The following is an 18,494-nucleotide window of genomic DNA, read 5'->3' as shown; positions in this document are numbered from 1 at the left end:
TATTTAATTTGAAGAAAGGCTTTATTCTTTCTTCTTTTATCTTTTTTGTCTGTTTTATTATGCGTCTAATTCTCCCGCAATAATATTCATACTACACATCGTTACAATGGCATCTGAAATTACAGAACCTGTAATCATTTCAGGATATGCCTGATAGTAGATGAAACATGGTCTTCTGAAGTGAAGTCTGTAAGGGCTTCTTCCTCCGTCACTCACAAGATAGAAACCTAATTCTCCGTTTCCACCTTCTACTGCATGGTAAACTTCTCCTTTCGGTACATCAGTTTCTCCCATTACAATTTTGAAGTGGTAGATCAAAGCTTCCATTTTCTGATATACATCTGCTTTTTCAGGAAGATAGAAATCAGGAACATCCGCGTGGAACGGACCTTCAGGAAGGTTTTCGTATGCTTGTTTGATAATTTTAAGTGATTCCCAGATTTCTTGTTGACGAACCATGAAACGGTCGTAAGTATCTCCTGAAGTTCCTACAGGAATAATGAAGTCGAAATCTTCGTATGAGGAATAAGGCTGTGCAACTCTCACATCGTAATCTACACCTGCTGCACGTAAGTTTGGACCAGTGAAACCGTAGCTTAACGCTCTTTCGGCAGAAATAGCTCCTGTACCGATGGTTCTGTCCATGAAAATTCTGTTTCTTTCTAACAAAGTACCGAATTCTTTAAATCTTGCAGGGAATGTTTTTAAGAAGTCTTGTAATAACTCGTGGAATTTAGGGGTGAAATCTCTTTCAAATCCTCCGATTCTTCCCATGTTCGTAGTCATCCTTGCTCCACAAATCTGCTCATACATATCATAAATACGTTCTCTTTCGATGAACATATAGGTAAGTCCTGTAATAGCTCCTGAGTCCATCCCGGTTACCCCGTTACAGATCAGGTGATCACCAATTCTCGCTAGCTCCATTAAGATAACACGCATATAATCTACACGTTTTGGAACTTTAACGCCAATCAGCTTCTCAACTGTCATATGCCAACCTAAGTTGTTGATTGGTGCAGAACAGTAATTCATACGGTCAGTAAGGGTAGTGATCTGAGAATAGTTTCTTCTTTCAGAAATTTTCTCAAATGCTCTGTGGATATATCCTACTGTTTGCTCAGCATGAAGGATTCTTTCTCCATCCATCGTTAAGATATTCTGGAAAATCCCGTGAGTAGCAGGGTGGGTAGGTCCTAGATTCAGGGTGTATAATTGCCCGTCAATCTGTTCCTTACTTTCGTACTGGTTTAGTATATTAGATAATGAGTTATCTTTCATAATTTAAATGCTTTAGGCTATAGGCTATAGGCTTTAAGCTTACTGCTTGTTGCATATTGCTTATTGCATTATTTTATCTTCCGAACATATTATCATCCTTGTCGGTTCTTGTACCATCTTCAAGGCGATATTCTTTCAACATTGGGTGGTATCCAAGATCTTCCATATTCAGAATAGGTCTAAGATCCGGGTGTCCTTTAAATTTAATCCCATAGAAATCATACGTTTCTCTTTCCATCCAGTTAGCTCCGGCATATAGCTCAACAAGCGAGTCTACTTCAATATTTTCTCTGGACATAAAGATCTTCAGACGTAATCTGAAGTTGGCCATCATATTATGTAAATGGTATACAACACCAATTTCCTTTTCCGGGAATTCAGGGTAATGAATACCACAGATATCTGTAAGGAAGTTAAATTCCAAAGATGAATCTTTAAGATAGTGGATTATCTTCTTAATATCTTCTTTCTTTACCTCAATGGTAAGCATTCCATAGGGTTCAGAATTTGAAAAAACAGATTCCGGAAATTCTCTTGTGATTGCTTCTAGTACAAATTCGTTTGTCATTTCCGTTTAGTTGCTTATGTTGTAAGAATCTAATAATTTCTGGTATTCAGGCATATCTCTTCTTCTGATGCTTTCGCTTTCTGCAAGAGCCTGTACCTGCATTACTCCTTCAATGATCTGTTCAGGTCTTGGAGGACATCCCGGAACATATACGTCTACCGGAATAATTTTATCAATTCCCTGAAGCACAGAATATGTATCAAAAATACCACCGCTGGAAGCACAAGCACCTACTGCTACTACCCATTTCGGCTCAGCCATCTGAGTGTATACTTCTTTTAGAACTGGTCCTAATTTTTTTGATATAGTTCCGCAAACCATCAGCATATCTGCTTGTCTTGGAGAGAAAGAGTTTCTTTCCATACCAAATCTTGAAGCATCATACGTCGGGTTCAGGGTAGCCATAAACTCGATACCACAACAAGAGGTAGCAAAAGGTAACGGCCAAAGCGAAAATTTTCTTGCCATCCCGATTACACTGCTCAGTTTTGTTGCGAAAAACCCTTCTCCTTCATAGCCTTCGGGAGCAGGTGCATCTGTTCTTATTACTGGTTTTTTATCTGACATTTTTAGTAAATATTTAAAGATTAAAATATTTAAAGATTAAAAAATAAGACCTTCACAATCTTTAAATTACTTAAATAAATTCAATCTTTTAATGTTAAAATTTATTTATCCCAATCTAACGCGCCACGTTTCCAGACATAGAAAAACGCTACGAAGAAGATCGCAACGAATGTAAGTACAGCAAGGAAGCCTTCCATGCCGAATTCTCTGAAGTTTACCGCGTATGGATAAAAGAATACGATTTCAATATCGAATAGTACGAACAATACCGCAGTCAGGAAGTACTTGATAGAAAACGGTGTTCTTGCATTTCCTTCTACAGGAACCCCACATTCCCAGCTCTGGTTTTTAACAGAATTTCCTTTTTTCTGTTGTGGACCTAAGAAATGTGCACCAAGCAATGAAACAGCGACAAATCCTACTGCTACACCTGCCTGGATAAGTATTGGAATATAACTTTCAGGTAAATTCATTTTTGCATTATTATCTCAATTTGCAAATTTAGCGAATAAACAAGAAAGCATGAAATTTATCAGCTTAAAAGTCGGATGAAAATGAGTGAAATCAGTAATTTAGAATCAATAAAAATTAGTATTAGGTGATTATTTTTTTTGTATACTTTTTACCTTTTTTGTATTCATCATTAATGCTTATCTACCATTTCCTGTATTTGGAAATATTTAAGACTTATGAATTATATTGATCTGAAAAAACTTTAATAATTCTTCCGTTAGTAGTAAAGAGCTTTATTAATAAGAGTTTTTTCGACTGATATTTGTATTGAAATGATTCGTATTATGTTTTTGAATGGGATTAATTATGATTTAAAATCAATATTTTATTTCGAATAAAAGTGATGAAAATTGAGATTTATTTCTTCATTTTTTTGAGAAGAGAATAAGCCATGAATGCTATATAGCCAAAAAGAATACTTCCAAATCCAATATTGATTGCTGTATTTGTTTTGTCATCCAATACCTGGAAAAAGAAGTTATAAACAATGTAAGCAGCAATCAGAACGGCGAATATGATGAGTTGTGGTTTCATGAGGTAAGTGTGTTTGAGGTTGGAACGTTTTTAGAGTGAAAATGAGTGAGGTTGTGATTATTCACGGGTATCATTTATCTCAAGTGAGTATGTTCTTCTTCTTTTATGATTCACAGGGTTGTAGTCCTGCCATAAAAGCTGTACACTTTTGTTCTCTTCAAGTTCAGGGTTGGTTTCAGCAAAATTAATTCCCATACTTGTAAATCGGACAAAGATTTCCTTGAAGATAATAGCGGTTACCCCACGTCTTTGATACTCCGGGTGAATTCCGATAAGATAAAAATTAGCACGGTCATTTTTCTTGGCAGCTTGTAAAAAATGCCACCATCCAAACGGGAATAGTTTGCCTTTTGACTTCTGTAAAGCCTTTGAGTAGGAAGGCATGGTAATGGCAAATGAAACCAATTGTTGGTTTTCGTCTACCACACATATTACATAGTTTTTATCAATAAGAGGGAAGTATTTTTCTTTATAGGTTTTGATCTGTTCGTCCGAAATTGGGGTGTAGGTGGAAAGATGTTTATAGGTTTCATCCAATAGTTTAAACATAGGTTCTACATAAGGAAGAATTTCTTCTTTCGATTTGAATTTAAGAACGCTAAGTTTATATTTTTGAGCAATCAATCCACTGAATTTTTCTACTTTTTCAGGGAGTACTTTCGGGAAATTCATTTCATATTCTACCCATTCTTTTTCTTTTATTAATCCAAGGCTTTCAAGATGTTCCGGATAATAGGCATGATTATAAATTCCAATCATAGTAGCCAGCTTATCAAATCCCATTGTCAGCATACCTGCTTTGTCAAGATTGGTGAAACCCATAGGACCTTCAATCTTGTCAATATTATGTTCTTTGGCGTAATCAATTGCAGTTTGGATTAAAGCTTTGGAGACTTCTTGGTCATTAATGAAGTCTATCCACCCAAATCGTACTTTTTTGATGCCTAATTCTTTTTCTTCTTTATGGTTAATAATTACAGCAATTCTTCCTACCATTTTGTTGTCTTTTATGGCTAGGAATTGTTTGGATTCGGAATATTGTAACGCAGGATTTTCTTTTGCATCCCAGATCTTCATTTCGTCTTTAATAAAGGATGGAACGTAGTATGGGTTATTTTTATATAAATCCATTGGAAATCTTACGAATTGCTTGAGATGATCTGCTGTTTTTACTTCAATAATTGAAACCTTAGACATAACTTTTGATGGTAATTTAGGGACAAATATAAATAATAAAATCGTATACTTTGGCACAGTTTTTATATCATTATGCTTAAAAAATGAACACAAAATCTATATAAAATGGCGGGTTATTATATCATTATTGGTATTTCAATGCTGGTGAGCTGGTGGGTTTCGTCCAGGTTGAAATCAAAATTTGAATATTATTCCAATGTTCATCTTCGAAACGGACTTTCGGGGAAAGAAGTAGCGGAAAAAATGTTGAGAGATAACGGGATTAATGATGTTCAGGTAATATCAGTTCCCGGACAGCTGACGGACCACTATAATCCGGTAGATAAAACAGTAAACCTTTCAGAAGGAGTATATATGCAGAGAAATGCAGCAGCGGCAGCAGTTGCAGCTCATGAATGCGGACATGCCGTACAACATGCAGTAGGATATTCAATGTTGAATTTACGCTCAAAACTTGTTCCTATTGTTAATATAAGTTCCAATTTAATGCAGTTTGTTCTTATAGCAGGTATCGCCGTTATGGCGGCTTCAAGGTCGATAGAGAATCCAAATGGAAATACAACGGTTCTTGCAATCGGTGTAGCAATGTTTGCCATGACAACATTATTTGCCTTTGTAACGCTTCCTGTGGAATATGACGCAAGTAACAGAGCAATGAAATGGCTTAAAGATACAGGAACTGTAACTACTGAAGAATTTGTTGGAGTACAGGACAGCTTAAAATGGGCAGCGCGTACTTATGTTGTTGCAGCATTAGGATCTTTGGCTCAACTTCTTTATTGGGGATCATTACTCCTTGGTGGAAGAAGGGATTAATCTTAAGATTCGTATGAAATATACAGCATCTCAGATACTTTCTGAGATGTTTTTTATTTTATGAAATCAATGTTCATTAAATTCAAATGAGACATGTTGCATTTCCGATAATTTTTCTGAAATACTTTCCTTTTGTGCTAGTTTTAAAGATGCGGTAAGAATACAATTTTCATTTGCATCAAAGTTTAAAACTTTGGCATCGAATTTTGAAAGTAGAGTGAAGATGGTGTTCTGTTGATTGAAGTTGAATTGAATCTCGATTTCAGTTTCCAGTTCTCTTGTAATGATATTAGCTTCTTCCAGAGTGATTTTTGCACATTCTTTATAAGCTTTAACTAAACCTGAAACGCCTAGCTTTGTACCCCCATAATAACGAACCGAAATAACAAGAACATTGGTGATTTCATTTGCCAAGAGTTGGTTGTAAATAGGTAGCCCGGCACTTCCTGAGGGTTCACCATCATCATTAGCTCTGTAATTTTCGCCATTTAATCCCATTCTGAAAGCATAACAATGGTGTGTTGCTTTGGGATGTTCTTCCCTGATTTTTTCCAATGCAGCTTTGAGTTCTTTTTCATTGGTAACCGGGAAGGCAAATCCTATAAACTTGCTTCCTTTTTCTTTTAATAAAGTATTTTCTATGGGTTTTTCTATGGTTTTATACTCAAACGTCATTCTGTATTCCAGCTTTATTTCTGCAAAAATATGTATTCTGTATTATAATCATAAATTAAGCCGTCAAATTTTGACGGCTTATATTTTTTTTGGATATAAAATTCTTTTTAAATTCCATCTCCACAAAGGTCCATTGGGATCAGACACATATAGCTTGTGGGACCACAAAAATCCTGAGGACATCTGTCTCTACATCTTGTAGGTTGTCCATTCGGTAATGTACATGTTACAAAAACAGCACCTCCATGAATTGTTTTTAATCCTGTTCTGGATAGCTTTTTTAAATTTCTCATGATTATTTTTTTAGTTGATTAATTTGTACGATGTAATCATATTAACATGGAAATGATCCAACTTCCCAAGGTGGTGGACAGCTCATACTTGAAGGTGTTGGGCAGCAGTGTTGCCATTGTGGTGGGTAATATGAACAACATTTAGGAGCAATACCTCCGCTGACTTTTTTTAAGTTTTGTCTTGAAACTTTCTTTAAATTTTTCATGATAATATTTTTTGATATTACTAATGTAAAGAAATTATTTCAATTCTGAGTGATAAAATATGTTAATTCGACTTATAAAAAGAAATGCTATTATCTCTGTAATTTTCTGTTTTATAGGCTGTATCGCTAAATTCAGGGGCTTTTGTGCCATTCCCTAATATGAGATTTTCATTTTTTATAATGATAGCTTCATCCCAAAGTCTAGCATCAATAAATTGTTGTAATGTAAAGCGTCCACCTTCAATAATAACAGATTGTATTTGTTCTTTGTATAAAACGTTCATCAGATTATTCAAGAAGTTTTCCTTTTCTATGGTGATGAAATGAATATTACTTTCAGTGCTTTCTTTAATGGTATTTAAAACAAGCGTTCTAGCTTCGTTGTTGTAGATTTTAAAGTTATCAGGGACTTTTAAATCAAAATCGATTAATATTCTTACAGGATTTGTTCCTTCAACATTTCTTACGGTTAAACTCGGATTGTCATTTAAAGCGGTTTGTGTTCCTACTAAAATAGCATGTTCATCAGCTCTCAATTGATGAACAAAGTGATTAACTATTGTATTTGAGATTGCTGTAGGTTTAAAATCCTTATCCAGAAATCCGTCACCAGATTCTGCCCATTTTAAAATAATGTAAGGTCTTTTCTTTTCGTGATAGGTGAAAAATCTTTTATTAAGTTCAATACATTTGTTTTCAAGAATTCCTGAAACGGCTTCAATTCCTGCATCCTGAATGATCTTTTTTCCTTTTCCATTTACTTTATCATGAGAATCCATAGCTCCGATCACTACTTTTTTAAAGCCCAGTTCTTTAATTTTTAAAGCGCATGGGGGTGTTTTTCCGTAGTGTGCACATGGTTCCAATGAAACATAGATGGTAGATTCGGGAATGAGTTCTTTATTTTTAACGGAATTGATGGCATTGATCTCGGCGTGATTTTCTCCAGCCTTATGATGGTAACCTTCGCCGATTATCTCCCCATTGTGTGCAATTACACTGCCAACAAGAGGGTTTGGGTAGGTTTTACCTAAGGCTTTTTGAGCCAATTCAATGCATCTTTTAATGTAAAATTCGTCGTTGTTCATAGGTGTAAAAAGAAAAAGCGAAGACAAATTGCTTTGCTCCGCTTTGTATATTTTGTTAAGACTTATTCTCCGGCAATAATATTGTGAAGATTCTGCTTTAATGTTTCCAAATGAGCTTTTTTCTCATCAATTGTATTGTACGTATCTCTTAAAAGAGGATTTTCTCTTGATGGTTTGTTGAAGAATGAAAGGTTGTTTTCCAGTTTCACAATTTCACCTTCAAGATCAGAAATCTGATTTTTAATCTTTCTTGCCTTATCGGTAAGTTGATTTTCAGATAACCCTTCTTCTTTTAATTCAAGTTCGTTGATCTTATTGATCTTCAGTTTCTCTCTTAGAGTCTTGTTGAATTCTGTATTGATTGAAATTTTATCTCTTGGAACTTTTCCAATATTATTCCAAGCTGTTTTGATCTGCTCAATCTTTTCAATACTTCCTTCTTCGTTGCTTACCGTTTTTAATTCGTCAAGAAGAGCTCTTTTATTTTTAAAGTTTTCTTTCCAGTTGTCTGTGGAGGTATTGCTTTTCTCTCTGTAATTATTGAAAAATGCATTACAAGCGTCACGGAATTCATCCCAAATTTTATTGGTCATGCTCTTTGGAACGTGTCCTATCTTTTTCCAGTCTTCCTGAAGTTTTTTGAACAATGGAACAGCAATATCCCATTCTTCGTTATTTTGATTATCCTGAGCTGTCTGGATCAGTTTTAATTTTTCTTCCAGATTAGCCTGCTGAGAACCTTTTAATGATTTGTAGTAGTTATTTTTTGTTGTATTAAATCCTCTTAGTGTTGTTTTGAAATCATTCCAGTTTTGGTTGGAAAGTTTTCTGGGTACACTTCCGGTTTTTAAGAAGTCTGAACGCAGATCTTCAACTCTTTTGATGGCATTTTGCCAGTAATTGTGGTTAGGAGTCTCTGATGGTTCAGAAAGTTTTTTGATTTCAGTGATAATCTGGCTTTTCTTTTCTAGATTGGCAGCCTGTTCTTTTTCAATAGATGCTGAAAGTTCAGATTTTCTTTCGTGAATTTTATTGGAAATTTCTTTGAATTCTTCCCATGTTTTTTCACGGAATTCTTCAGCAACTGGTTCAGCTTCCTCTTTCCATAGTTTGTGAAGATACTGAAGTTCATTTAAAGCTTTCTGAATTACAGGTTCATTTTCCAATTCCTGAGCGCGGGCAATAATGTGCTGTCTTTTTTCAAGATTATGGCTGTATTCCTGCTCCAAAAATTCTTTATTTAAATCCAGCATCTGATAAAATTGGTTCAGGTGATGGAAATAATTATTGTTAAGAATTTTAAATTCTGATTTAGCTACCTGTCCTGCTTTAGACCATTCTTCTTTGATCTCGCGGATAGATTTGAAAAGGTTTGTACCGGGTTCAGAGTTTGTATATAGATTTTTCAATCTTTCAATAATACTTTGACGGTGCTCAAGATTCTTTTTTTGTTCTTCTTCCTGACCTTTTTGAAAATCATCATGTTTTTCTCTGAAGATATTTATCAGAGCCGAGAGCTTGGTTTGTAAAGGATGCTCATAACTGAAGTTTTCAAGACCGTTTCCAGTCTCAGCATATTCATGCTTTTTATCTTCAATTTCATCATGGATGTAATGACTTGCTTTTTCCTTCAGCTGATTGAATCTTTTAAAGTTTTCACCAGCATTAGGAGTGTTGATTATTTTTTCCATTTCCTTTAAGGCATCAGCCAAAGAAATATCTACATCTTCATGTTCTTCCAGGTGTTCGGCATCATCTTCATGGGGAACTGCATCATGAGAATTTGTATTTTCTGATGTTTCCTGAGATACTTCGTTAGGATTTTTCTTTTCTTCGTTTTCAGAAAGATTGTTTTCTGTAATCATAGCAAATCTTTTATGTGAGTGGCGTTAATATCCTTTATATATAGCTGTAAAGTCAATTAAAGTACTAATTTATGTTATTTTTTTTGAAAATTCCAAATTTCCCAAGCTTTTTCTGCTTGTTGTTCAAGCATATAATACCCGTTTACTGTTTTTGCTCCTTTTTCAGAAGCATTGATGATAAATTGAGTATAATTTGGGTTGTATATTAAGTCAATGACCAGATGCTCTGCAGAAAGCCCATCGAAAGGAAAGCTTAAGCAATCTTCCACATTCGGGAATGTTCCTACAGGGGTACATTGGATAATGATAGTATGTTCCTGAACTGTTTCTTTATCCAGGTTTTCAAAATTAATTTCCGTGCTTCTTGAAATAGTTTGTGAAGGAATGTTATGTTTATCCAAAACATATTTTACGGCTTTTGCGGCTCCTCCGTTTCCTAGAATTAAGGCTTTATCCTGATTGTTTTTTTTATGAAGGAGTAAGGTTTTTTCAAATCCGAATGCATCAGTGTTGTATCCTGTTTTTTTACCATTCTGAATCAAAACACAGTTTACTGCTCCTATTTTTTCAGCTTCATCACTCAGTTCATCAAGATAATTAATGATCTGTTCTTTGTAAGGTATAGTTACGTTGAATCCTAACAGGTCAGGTGATGAGAAAAGTTTTTCTACCTCATTTATTTCATTTAGATCGAAGATATCGTAGGAAAAGTCCTTAAGCATAAGCTTTTGAAACTTGTTTTCGAAGAATTTTTTAGAAAAAGAGTAGGAAATATTGCGTCCTATCAATCCTAATTTTTTATTGGAATCCATATGATCAAAATTAAAAAAAAGACCGGATAAATCCGGTCTTTTAGTGTGAAATATTTTGTAATAATTAATCTACAATGAATTTGGTAGAAAAATTATCTGTTTTTAGGATATAAGTTCCTTTTACTAGTCCTTTCAGGTTGATTTTGTTTGAGTTTTTGAAAGGATTTGCAATCACTTCAATTGCTTTTCCGGAAAGATCATAGATCTCTGCTTTTGAAATTTTGTTTAAGTTTTCACCTTTTACAAATAATTCGTTGTTCTTAACCGGGTTAGGGTAGATCGTGAATTGAGATTTGTCTTTTTTAACTTCAGAAGTTGCTAGTGATCCGTTATAACAAGTCCAGCTAAGGTCATCCATAGTAGGTCTGTTGCCTGTTGTGCTAGTAATTTTGATGATTATATCCCCACTGATGTTGATGTTGTCAATTGTTGTTGTTGTGGCTGTAGGAGTATAAGGAATAGTACCTACATTCGTTCCGTTAATGAAAACATTTAAAGTACCATTTGAACCTGAGAATATTCTTTTAGTTGTTAATGTTAAACTTTTAATACCTCCGGCGATAGAAGAACTTGTAAGTTCTCCGGTTCTGATGGTTATAGCTTTTGAAGTGCCAAGAGGCTCATCTACTTTTGTGTTTGTTGCTTTCCATGTGATACCGTTGTTTGTCCATATTCTTTCGCTATAAGAATTATCATTATCAGTAATAGTATTGAAATTTTCTGTTCCGCAACCTCCTATTCCTACAGGTCCGTCAAGAGTAGTTCCTGGTGCTACATTACTTTGTGGTGATGAGTTATTAAATGCATCTTTTGCAATTAAATAGAAGTTATAGGTTGTTAATGGAGATAATCCTGTTACTGTTGTAGAGGTAGATGTTCCTGCTACTGTTGATTTTAATATTCCATTTACATAAACACTATAAGATACTACCCCTACGTTATCTGTTGCTGCTGTCCAGGTAAGATCTATTGAATTTGAAGTAGGATTGCTTGTTGCTAAGTTTGTTGCAGCTGTAGGGTTTTCGGTATCTGGCGTTTGAGATCCCCAGATTTGCATTACATATTCTGGGTGGTCAATAAATGGATTTCTATTCCCTTGATAAGTGTATGAAGCCTCATTTCTAGCAATTTCTTCATCAGATACGGGATCCATAAGGTGCCATTCCTTATATTGCTGTAATGCCCATGGTTGTAAACCTGGATATGGAGTGCTTCCCAACATATTTCCTGAACTGAATGTTGAAAGTAAGTTTTCATATCTGGTTACAAAATAAAAAATCATTCTGGCTATATCTCCTTTAAATGCGTCAATAGGTTCGAATACAGTACCATTATATCCAGGGGAAACTGATGCTCCCAATTTAGAGGTATTTAGAGAGGTGAAAGTAGGGTTATTTCCTACTTTTCCAAATGGAAAGCTTGATCTTCTTCCATTCACTTTTCCATCTGTGGGACGTATAAAGTGAACATCAGATACCATGGGTGAATTTTCATGGAATAAACTTTGTGGAATAACATGTTCGCGATTATAACAGTCTCCTTCGTTGGAGTAGTTTCCGCATTTTTTTACATTAGGTACAAAGTTATACGGATCTTGACCATTAGGATTTTCTGAATACATATCCAGAACTGTTCCATCCTGTTCGTAAAAATAATCACGGTCTGTAGTAAGATAAGCCGTCCATAATCCATCATATCCATGGTCAGAATGTCCATTAGTAATGATTGTTTTTAGAGCAGTTTTAAGATTTGCTCCGCTTAAACCAGTGGCACCATTATAATAATCGGCAGGCATTTGAGCCCAAGCGTTGATTATTGCAAAGCTTAGTAGAAAAAAGGATAAAATTCGTTTCATTTTTTTAAATTGGGGCGTAAAGGTACGAAAAAATGAAACCGTAAAATGTTGTTTAGGTTAAATGTATTAACTTAATATATTAATTTTTAGTAATATACTCTTTGCTGATTTTAGAGAAGAACCATGAGATTGCAATTCCAAATATAGAAGCGGTAAGCGCTACGATAATATAGTTCTTTCCAACTATTTTGACAGGGAATGGAAGGGCTTCATTGGCTCTGAAGAATTCGGTGTAAAGTTGGAAATAGCATAATGCTGTTCCAACGATTAATCCTGAGATTACACCTGAAATAACAATGAGTATTCCTGTATAGAAATAGGTCATTCTCAGGTGGCTTAAAGGAAAGCCTAGTGAAATAAGAGATTTTGCCTGCTCTTTTTTATCCAGTTGAAGGATAATAATGGCTCCGGCAAGATTAAATGTTGTAATAAAGATTACCAGTGCAAAAATCAGATAGATGAACATTTTTTCAGTATTGATCATTTTCCAGAAAGCTGCATTTTCTTCTTCTTTAGTTTTAATCTCGATATTCTTACCAAGAGAAGCAAGTAAATTTTGTTTTACTGAATCGGCATTTTCTGGATTTTTTAATTTAATAACAATCTGGTATGCTGAATTTTTTGGAAGATTTAATAGTTCTTCAGTCAATTCTATAGGAGAGATAACGTAGCTATCCAGTTGGTCTTTTCCTGGAAAAACTCCCGTCACCGAAATATCTCGTTTGTTGTAAATGTCTTCTTCCTTACTGATGATTCCGGTTCCTGGCTTTGGCATAAAAACCGTTGCGTAATGATTGGAAGAATCTACTGGGACCGACAACCTGTTATTTAGGCTGTTTTCCATCAGAACTTCATTAGAATATTTGAAACTTGGATAAGTTCCATAAAAAACTTCTTTATTAATAGGGTTTACATTCACATAAGCGGAATCAACACCTCTTAAATAAGCAATATCTCCTTTACCATTAAAGCTAATGTATACTTTCTCTTCAATGACACGGGAATAGCTGGTGATCTCTTTATTGCTGTTTAAAACCTTTTTAACCTGATCCAGATTTTTAATGGTTTTACCTGTTGAGCTTTTTAAAGTAAGATCAGCATGAAGATTAGAGATTAGGTCTTTATTCAGGTCTTCAAGCCCTGAAAAAACGGAAATAATGACGAACATTGCAGTCACAGCAACCATCATGGCACCTACGGATAACCATGTAATGAATGTAACTGCAGTACTACCTTTTTTAGCCAAAAGGTATCTGGATGCTATGTAAAATGCAATATTCTTCAAAATCTATAAAACAGGGTTGTCTCCTTCGCCTCTTAATTCTCTATCCAATCTTTCTACATCATCAAGAGCCGTGTCTAGATAGAAGTTAAGTTGTGGGATGATACGTACCTGTTTTGCCATTTTCTGACCGATGAAATTTCTGTACTGAGGTTTATTTTCTTCAATCTCCTTCATTACAGCAGTACGAAATTCCTGAGGGAAAATGCTTAAATAAATTTTAGCAATACCCAAATCAGCCGTCACTTTTACGTCTGAAACGGATACCAATATACTTTGTTTGCTGTCAGCAGCTTGTTTGCGGAAAAGCTCTGCGAAGTCTTCCTGAATGATCTGAGCTACTTTTCTTTGTCTGTTACTTTCCATAATTTATGCAAATTTAGTACTTTTGTTTGAATTGATACTTTGAAATTAAGCAGTAGTATCAAATTTACGATTAATTATACTTATTAATAACTATGAAACTAGAGCATATCGGTATTGCAGTAAAGTCTTTGGGAATATCTGACGAACTTTTTACAAAATTATTGGGGAAAGAATCTTATAAAAAAGAAACTGTAGAAAGGGAAGGAGTGGTAACTTCTTTCTATGAAACGGGAGACAGTAAAATTGAACTACTGGAGGCTAGTAATCCTGAAAGTCCGATCTCAAAATTCATTGAAAAAAAGGGTGAAGGTATCCATCATTTGGCTTTTGGGGTAGAAAATATCCTTGAGGAAGTGAAAAGATTGAAAAAAGAAGGATTTCAATTTATCTCTGAAGAACCGAAAGAAGGTGCTGATAACAAATTAGTTGTATTCCTTCATCCTAAGTCTACAAACGGTGTGCTGGTAGAACTTTGCCAAGAAAAGCAATAAAAAATTTTGTAGTGAAAGAAATTTTACTATTTTTGCAAACACAAAATTTAACCAAGTTTTGAGGTCCTATAGCTCAGTTGGTTAGAGCACCTGACTCATAATCAGGTGGTCCCTGGTTCGAGCCCAGGTGGGACCACTTTTTAAATCAAGCACTTACAGAAATGTAGGTGCTTTTGTTTTGTAATGGGTCAAGGTACAGGTCAAGTTTAAAAGTATACACAAGTAAACTGAGTAATCTTTATTTAACTGCGGAAATAATGTCCGCCAGACTCAAAATAATCAAACATTATACTCCGTGCAGTTGCGCTCCAATCAATTACAACCCAGTTTGGAATATTAAACGTATCATCTTCATACAACCATTGTACAAAATCTTCATCGCTGTCGTATTCGCCGTAATAAAAATTGTTTACATACTTATACAGGCTTTGGAAATCAATGCTTCCAAGATTATCCAAACACGCTTCGTACACCTCTACGTTATACCCTGAATCATTTATTTGTTGTGCTATTTCGTAAATTTCGGGAGATAAAAAACTCTCTCCTATTAATCCAAGGTTTTCAAACAACTCACAGTGCTCAAGATCTTGAAACATAAATTCAGGATCATCTTCATCACTATGAAGCTCCCGCACTGCTTTTAAAAGATCTTCATAATCAGAATAGTCTGAAAGATTTAGCCATTTACCGTAAAGGCTTCCATTGTTGTACTTTGCGTACGTTGATACATAGATACTAGCAGTATCAAGACAATTTGTTAACTTTGTCATGTTGATAAGTTTTAAGTCAGATTTAAAATTTATTGATGTCGCCTTGTCGTGCTCCAACACTTCAAGGCTTTTTTATGATATATTGAGATATGTTTTTAGTAGAAAGTAGCTTATAAAACTGTATTAAATATACAACAAAAAGCTGATAACCACAAGTATTACAAGCCATTTTAACCAAAATATCAACACTTTACAAGATCTTATTAAAAACTTTTTAACCAGTCGAAGCGCTGGAAAACAGAAACAACCGTCAAAAACAAAAACCCTTTCATAGGGGGTATGGCAAAAAAATCTCTCTGATGGGGTGGGAAATCTGCTTAGTGGGTACAGGCTCGATACGTATACAAAAAAATTGATACTAAGATACGGGGGGACTTTTTACAACAAATTTTGACGGGGATGGTGTAAATAAAGTACTAAGTATTATACATTTTCTCTTTAAGCCCGCGGGAAAAACATATTCTACTCAAAAAACGTAACACATTGTTTACCCCAAAGAACCCTGAAATATTGATTTAAGATTGTTAGAGAAGTGTATAAGTAGTATATAATTAGATATATGAAATTAGTATATATAAGTATTATGTTGCAGAAACACTGAAAACACCTCTGTTTATAGTAGTTTGCAGAGATTACACGTTAAGATTGCACGAACCAACAAAAAGTTGCATCATTTGTGTTTTCAAAGTCTTTCGTTTCATTGAGGGACTTTTTTCGTTTTGGGGTAAATAGGTAGATATATATTGACAAAAGTACACTTGTTATGATTCCTATTTTTCACACCCCGTCACAACCGTAAAGGTTACTTACCTAAGTCACAATAGACTTGTAACAATTTACAAAATGAATCAAATTTTGTAGTTTACAGCGAATATATAATAACTTATAAAACTATTACAGATAGAATCATATCCTCAGTTTCTCACAGTACGGATATGATATAATTTCCATTAGTTCGTTTTAATCAAAAATAATATAAATATGCGCCTACACAAAAAAAGCATAAAAACACTTCATCCGTTATTATTGAAAATCAAATCTTATATACATTTATACATTAATTCATGAAGATTAAAAAAATTGGCGCAATATCTATTGTTATTATTGACGCAATGCGTAACTTAGAAAGTTAGGCGATACCCTTTCTGAACAGAACTTAAAAAAAACAAAAACATAGAATTACACGAAAGTGGATTTTTTTGTATAAAAACACATTCATTTCGTCCCCATAAATATTAAAAAACTATTTTTGTACATCGTCAAAAAATCATACGGAAAATAAAATGAAAAGCTGGAGTTTAGAAGATAATGTAAATGATTGGGTAAAGGCAGAATTTGCTCGCATCAAACAAACAAAATACACTGTAGAATCGGCAATGTCGCCATACTTAAAAGATGCTATCCAACAAGGCGTTAAAATGAAACGCTTAGAACTAGAAGAAGCTGGAGAGAAAGAAAAAAGTAAATCTTGGAAACCTGATTTCGAACTAGAAACTTTTAACATTCCTGTTATCATAGAAAACAAATTAGGCCTTTCTAAACTACAAGCAACTACAGGCGATAAACTAAAAAACGATATTAAAACCGTAAAAACCTATGCCGTTAATGGTGCTGTACATTACGCACAATGTGCTATTATGAGCAAAAAGTACAACGAAGCCATTGCCATTGGTATTGCTGGGGACAACCCAGAAAACGTAGCCATCAAGGTATATTACGTTTATGGTTCTACAGACGAAACCTACAAATTGGTAGATACGTATGAAACGTTGGATTTTTTAGAAAACAAAAAATCCTTTACAGAGTTCTACAAATCTGCTACCCTTACAGAAGACGAGAAACACAAAATACTTATTGACTCTCAAGCCAAATTGCAAGAATATGCAAAGAAGCTTAACAAGTTAATGAACAATCACGCCATTACCGCCCCTCAACGTGTGCTGTACGTTTCGGGTATGCTTTTGTCTATGCAGGACATCACCATAGATGGCGACATAGAAGTAGGTTTAACACCCGACAGCCTAAAAGGTTCCAACCTTAACAACAAAAGAGATGGCGACCTTATCGTTAATCAAATAGAAAACTACCTTACGAGAAAACAAATCCCGCAAGAGAAACTATCCCTTATGATGGCTTCCTTCAAGGAGATTAATAAAGATACAGACCGAGATACAAAAACAGATTTAGACAGCATTGTTTCAACATTGTTGTCAGAACTTTCTAGCGTAAACAAACAAATATTTACCTATATCTACCAAAACATCTTCCTTTCCATAGATTCTATGAGTGGGCATTTGGATATTATGGGCGAGATGTACTCCGAGTTTTTAAAGTACGCTTTGGGCGATGGTAAAGAGATTGGTATTGTACTTACACCGCCATACGTTACCAAAATGATGTCGCAGATATTAGAGGTAGACCAAGAGTCTAAGGTCATGGACTTAGCAACAGGATCGGCGGGCTTCCTTATATCATCTATGCAACTCATGATAGAATGTGCCGAAACCAAATACGGTAAAAACACCACCAAAGCCAACAACAAGATAAAAGAGATTAAAGAAAAACAACTCCTTGGGATAGAACTCAATGCAGAGATGTTTACCCTAGCTTCTACCAATATGATATTGCGTGGCGATGGCTCTAGTAACATTCGGAAAGGCTCATCATTCAAAGAACCTTTAGACTTGTATCAATCTTTTCAAGCAGACAAATTGTTACTCAACCCTCCTTTTTCCTTTAAAGAAAACGGAATGCCTTTCATCAAATTTGGGTTAGAAAATATGCAAATTGGGGGCAAGGCTGCCATCATTATACAAGATTCCGCAGGTAGTGGTAAGGCTGTAGCAAGTTGTAAAGCCATTTTGAAAGAAAATCAATTGTTAGCAAGTATCAAGATGCCAGTAGACTTGTTTCAGCCAATGGCAGGTGTGCAAACCTCTATTTATGTCGTAGAACATACAGGCAAAAAACACGACCCCAACAAGCAGGTAAAGTTTATCGACTTCCGCAACGATGGCTACAAACGTACCAAACGTGGTACACTAGAAACCAACAACCCTATGCAACGTTACAAAGACATTGTAGAAATCTATCGCAACGGCAATACAGCCGATGTTTCCGCCGACCTTTGGGATTTGAACACCCAGATCGTAATGGGCAAAATTACTGACAGCGGTGCAGATTGGAATTTCGACCAATTCCAAAAAATAGACACCAAACCCACCCTTGCCGATTTCAAAAAAACCGTGTCCGAATACCTAGCATGGGAAGTATCTAACATCCTAAAACAACAAGACCCCAACTTGGGAAAGTAGA

At 35.0% G+C, this 18,494-nt stretch carries 19 protein-coding genes and 1 tRNA gene; 4 read left to right on the top strand and 16 right to left on the bottom strand.

All coding sequences use genetic code 11. The features are described from left to right. Positions 1 to 57: 57 nt before the first annotated feature. The 6 genes from nuoD to BW983_RS16820 form a co-directional block, all read right to left on the bottom strand. The gene (gene nuoD / locus BW983_RS16840) at positions 58 to 1,281 is read right to left on the bottom strand and encodes an NADH dehydrogenase (quinone) subunit D (protein WP_076553057.1); all 1,224 of its coding nucleotides are present in this window, start codon (positions 1,279 to 1,281) and stop codon (positions 58 to 60) included. A 73-nt stretch (positions 1,282 to 1,354) separates the two neighbouring features. Beyond that, positions 1,355 to 1,849, bottom strand: a complete 495-nt coding sequence (locus BW983_RS16835; protein ID WP_076553056.1) for an NADH-quinone oxidoreductase subunit C — start codon at positions 1,847 to 1,849, stop codon at positions 1,355 to 1,357. Between the two features lie 6 nt (positions 1,850 to 1,855). Then, positions 1,856 to 2,416: an NADH-quinone oxidoreductase subunit B gene (locus tag BW983_RS16830; RefSeq protein ID WP_002983540.1), complete on the bottom strand. Its 561-nt coding sequence runs from the start codon at positions 2,414 to 2,416 to the stop codon at positions 1,856 to 1,858. A 101-nt stretch (positions 2,417 to 2,517) separates the two neighbouring features. Beyond that, positions 2,518 to 2,889, bottom strand: coding sequence for an NADH-quinone oxidoreductase subunit A (locus BW983_RS16825; protein WP_034693436.1), 372 nt, complete (start codon positions 2,887 to 2,889; stop codon positions 2,518 to 2,520). Positions 2,890 to 3,286: 397 nt separating this feature from the next. Further along, positions 3,287 to 3,463 carry a hypothetical protein gene (locus tag BW983_RS24140; RefSeq protein ID WP_167370003.1) on the bottom strand — a complete coding sequence of 59 codons (177 nt, stop codon included), beginning with the start codon at positions 3,461 to 3,463 and terminating at the stop codon, positions 3,287 to 3,289. Between the two features lie 57 nt (positions 3,464 to 3,520). Continuing rightward, positions 3,521 to 4,660: a GTP cyclohydrolase gene (locus BW983_RS16820; protein ID WP_076553055.1), complete on the bottom strand. Its 1,140-nt coding sequence runs from the start codon at positions 4,658 to 4,660 to the stop codon at positions 3,521 to 3,523. 105 nt (positions 4,661 to 4,765) lie between these two features. Between BW983_RS16820 and BW983_RS16815 the strand changes: the two genes are divergently transcribed. Further along, positions 4,766 to 5,476, top strand: a complete 711-nt coding sequence (locus tag BW983_RS16815; protein ID WP_065396636.1) for a zinc metallopeptidase — start codon at positions 4,766 to 4,768, stop codon at positions 5,474 to 5,476. 66 nt (positions 5,477 to 5,542) lie between these two features. Here the strand turns inward: BW983_RS16815 and BW983_RS16810 are convergent, their stop codons facing one another. The 9 genes from BW983_RS16810 to rbfA all read right to left on the bottom strand — a co-directional run bounded on the left by BW983_RS16810 (position 5,543) and on the right by rbfA (position 13,918). Beyond that, entirely contained in the window at positions 5,543 to 6,151 is a 609-nt protein-coding gene (locus tag BW983_RS16810) for an IMPACT family protein (protein ID WP_076553054.1), read from the bottom strand. Between the two features lie 107 nt (positions 6,152 to 6,258). Further along, the gene (locus BW983_RS16805) at positions 6,259 to 6,444 is read right to left on the bottom strand and encodes a bacteriocin-like protein (protein ID WP_076553053.1); all 186 of its coding nucleotides are present in this window, start codon (positions 6,442 to 6,444) and stop codon (positions 6,259 to 6,261) included. A gap of 41 nt (positions 6,445 to 6,485) precedes the next feature. Beyond that, positions 6,486 to 6,650 carry a bacteriocin-like protein gene (locus tag BW983_RS24615; protein ID WP_449391699.1) on the bottom strand — a complete coding sequence of 55 codons (165 nt, stop codon included), beginning with the start codon at positions 6,648 to 6,650 and terminating at the stop codon, positions 6,486 to 6,488. Between the two features lie 62 nt (positions 6,651 to 6,712). After that, a complete protein-coding gene (ribD, locus tag BW983_RS16800) occupies positions 6,713 to 7,738 on the bottom strand; it encodes a bifunctional diaminohydroxyphosphoribosylaminopyrimidine deaminase/5-amino-6-(5-phosphoribosylamino)uracil reductase RibD (RefSeq protein WP_076553052.1) in 1,026 nt (341 codons plus the stop codon). 62 nt (positions 7,739 to 7,800) lie between these two features. Beyond that, entirely contained in the window at positions 7,801 to 9,603 is a 1,803-nt protein-coding gene (locus BW983_RS16795) for a DUF349 domain-containing protein (protein WP_076553051.1), read from the bottom strand. 74 nt (positions 9,604 to 9,677) lie between these two features. Beyond that, positions 9,678 to 10,415 (bottom strand): shikimate dehydrogenase family protein, encoded by a 738-nt coding sequence (locus BW983_RS16790; protein ID WP_076553050.1) that lies wholly within the window; start codon positions 10,413 to 10,415, stop codon positions 9,678 to 9,680. A 64-nt stretch (positions 10,416 to 10,479) separates the two neighbouring features. Beyond that, positions 10,480 to 12,270 carry an HNH endonuclease signature motif containing protein gene (locus BW983_RS16785; protein WP_076553049.1) on the bottom strand — a complete coding sequence of 597 codons (1,791 nt, stop codon included), beginning with the start codon at positions 12,268 to 12,270 and terminating at the stop codon, positions 10,480 to 10,482. Between the two features lie 79 nt (positions 12,271 to 12,349). After that, entirely contained in the window at positions 12,350 to 13,555 is a 1,206-nt protein-coding gene (locus BW983_RS16780) for an ABC transporter permease (protein WP_076553048.1), read from the bottom strand. A 3-nt stretch (positions 13,556 to 13,558) separates the two neighbouring features. Continuing rightward, entirely contained in the window at positions 13,559 to 13,918 is a 360-nt protein-coding gene (rbfA, locus tag BW983_RS16775) for a 30S ribosome-binding factor RbfA (RefSeq protein ID WP_065396629.1), read from the bottom strand. Between the two features lie 92 nt (positions 13,919 to 14,010). Here rbfA and mce point away from each other — a divergent pair, with 92 nt between their 5' ends. Both mce and BW983_RS16765 read left to right on the top strand, forming a co-directional pair. Then, on the top strand, positions 14,011 to 14,409 hold the full coding sequence (gene mce, locus BW983_RS16770; protein WP_076553047.1) for a methylmalonyl-CoA epimerase: 399 nt from the start codon (positions 14,011 to 14,013) through the stop codon (positions 14,407 to 14,409). A 62-nt stretch (positions 14,410 to 14,471) separates the two neighbouring features. After that, a tRNA-Ile gene (locus tag BW983_RS16765) sits at positions 14,472 to 14,545 on the top strand. Positions 14,546 to 14,651: 106 nt separating this feature from the next. Here the strand turns inward: BW983_RS16765 and BW983_RS16760 are convergent. Beyond that, positions 14,652 to 15,179, bottom strand: a complete 528-nt coding sequence (locus BW983_RS16760; protein WP_076553046.1) for an antirestriction protein ArdA — start codon at positions 15,177 to 15,179, stop codon at positions 14,652 to 14,654. A gap of 1,283 nt (positions 15,180 to 16,462) precedes the next feature. Here BW983_RS16760 and BW983_RS16755 point away from each other — a divergent pair. Further along, a complete protein-coding gene (locus BW983_RS16755) occupies positions 16,463 to 18,493 on the top strand; it encodes an HsdM family class I SAM-dependent methyltransferase (RefSeq protein ID WP_076553045.1) in 2,031 nt (676 codons plus the stop codon). The last annotated feature ends 1 nt before the right edge of the window (position 18,494 follow it).

Source organism: Chryseobacterium ureilyticum (genome assembly GCF_900156735.1).
GTDB lineage: Bacteria > Bacteroidota > Bacteroidia > Flavobacteriales > Weeksellaceae > Chryseobacterium > Chryseobacterium ureilyticum.
Note: the sequence above shows the minus strand (reverse complement) of the source record. Positions and strands in the feature narration are given on the sequence as shown.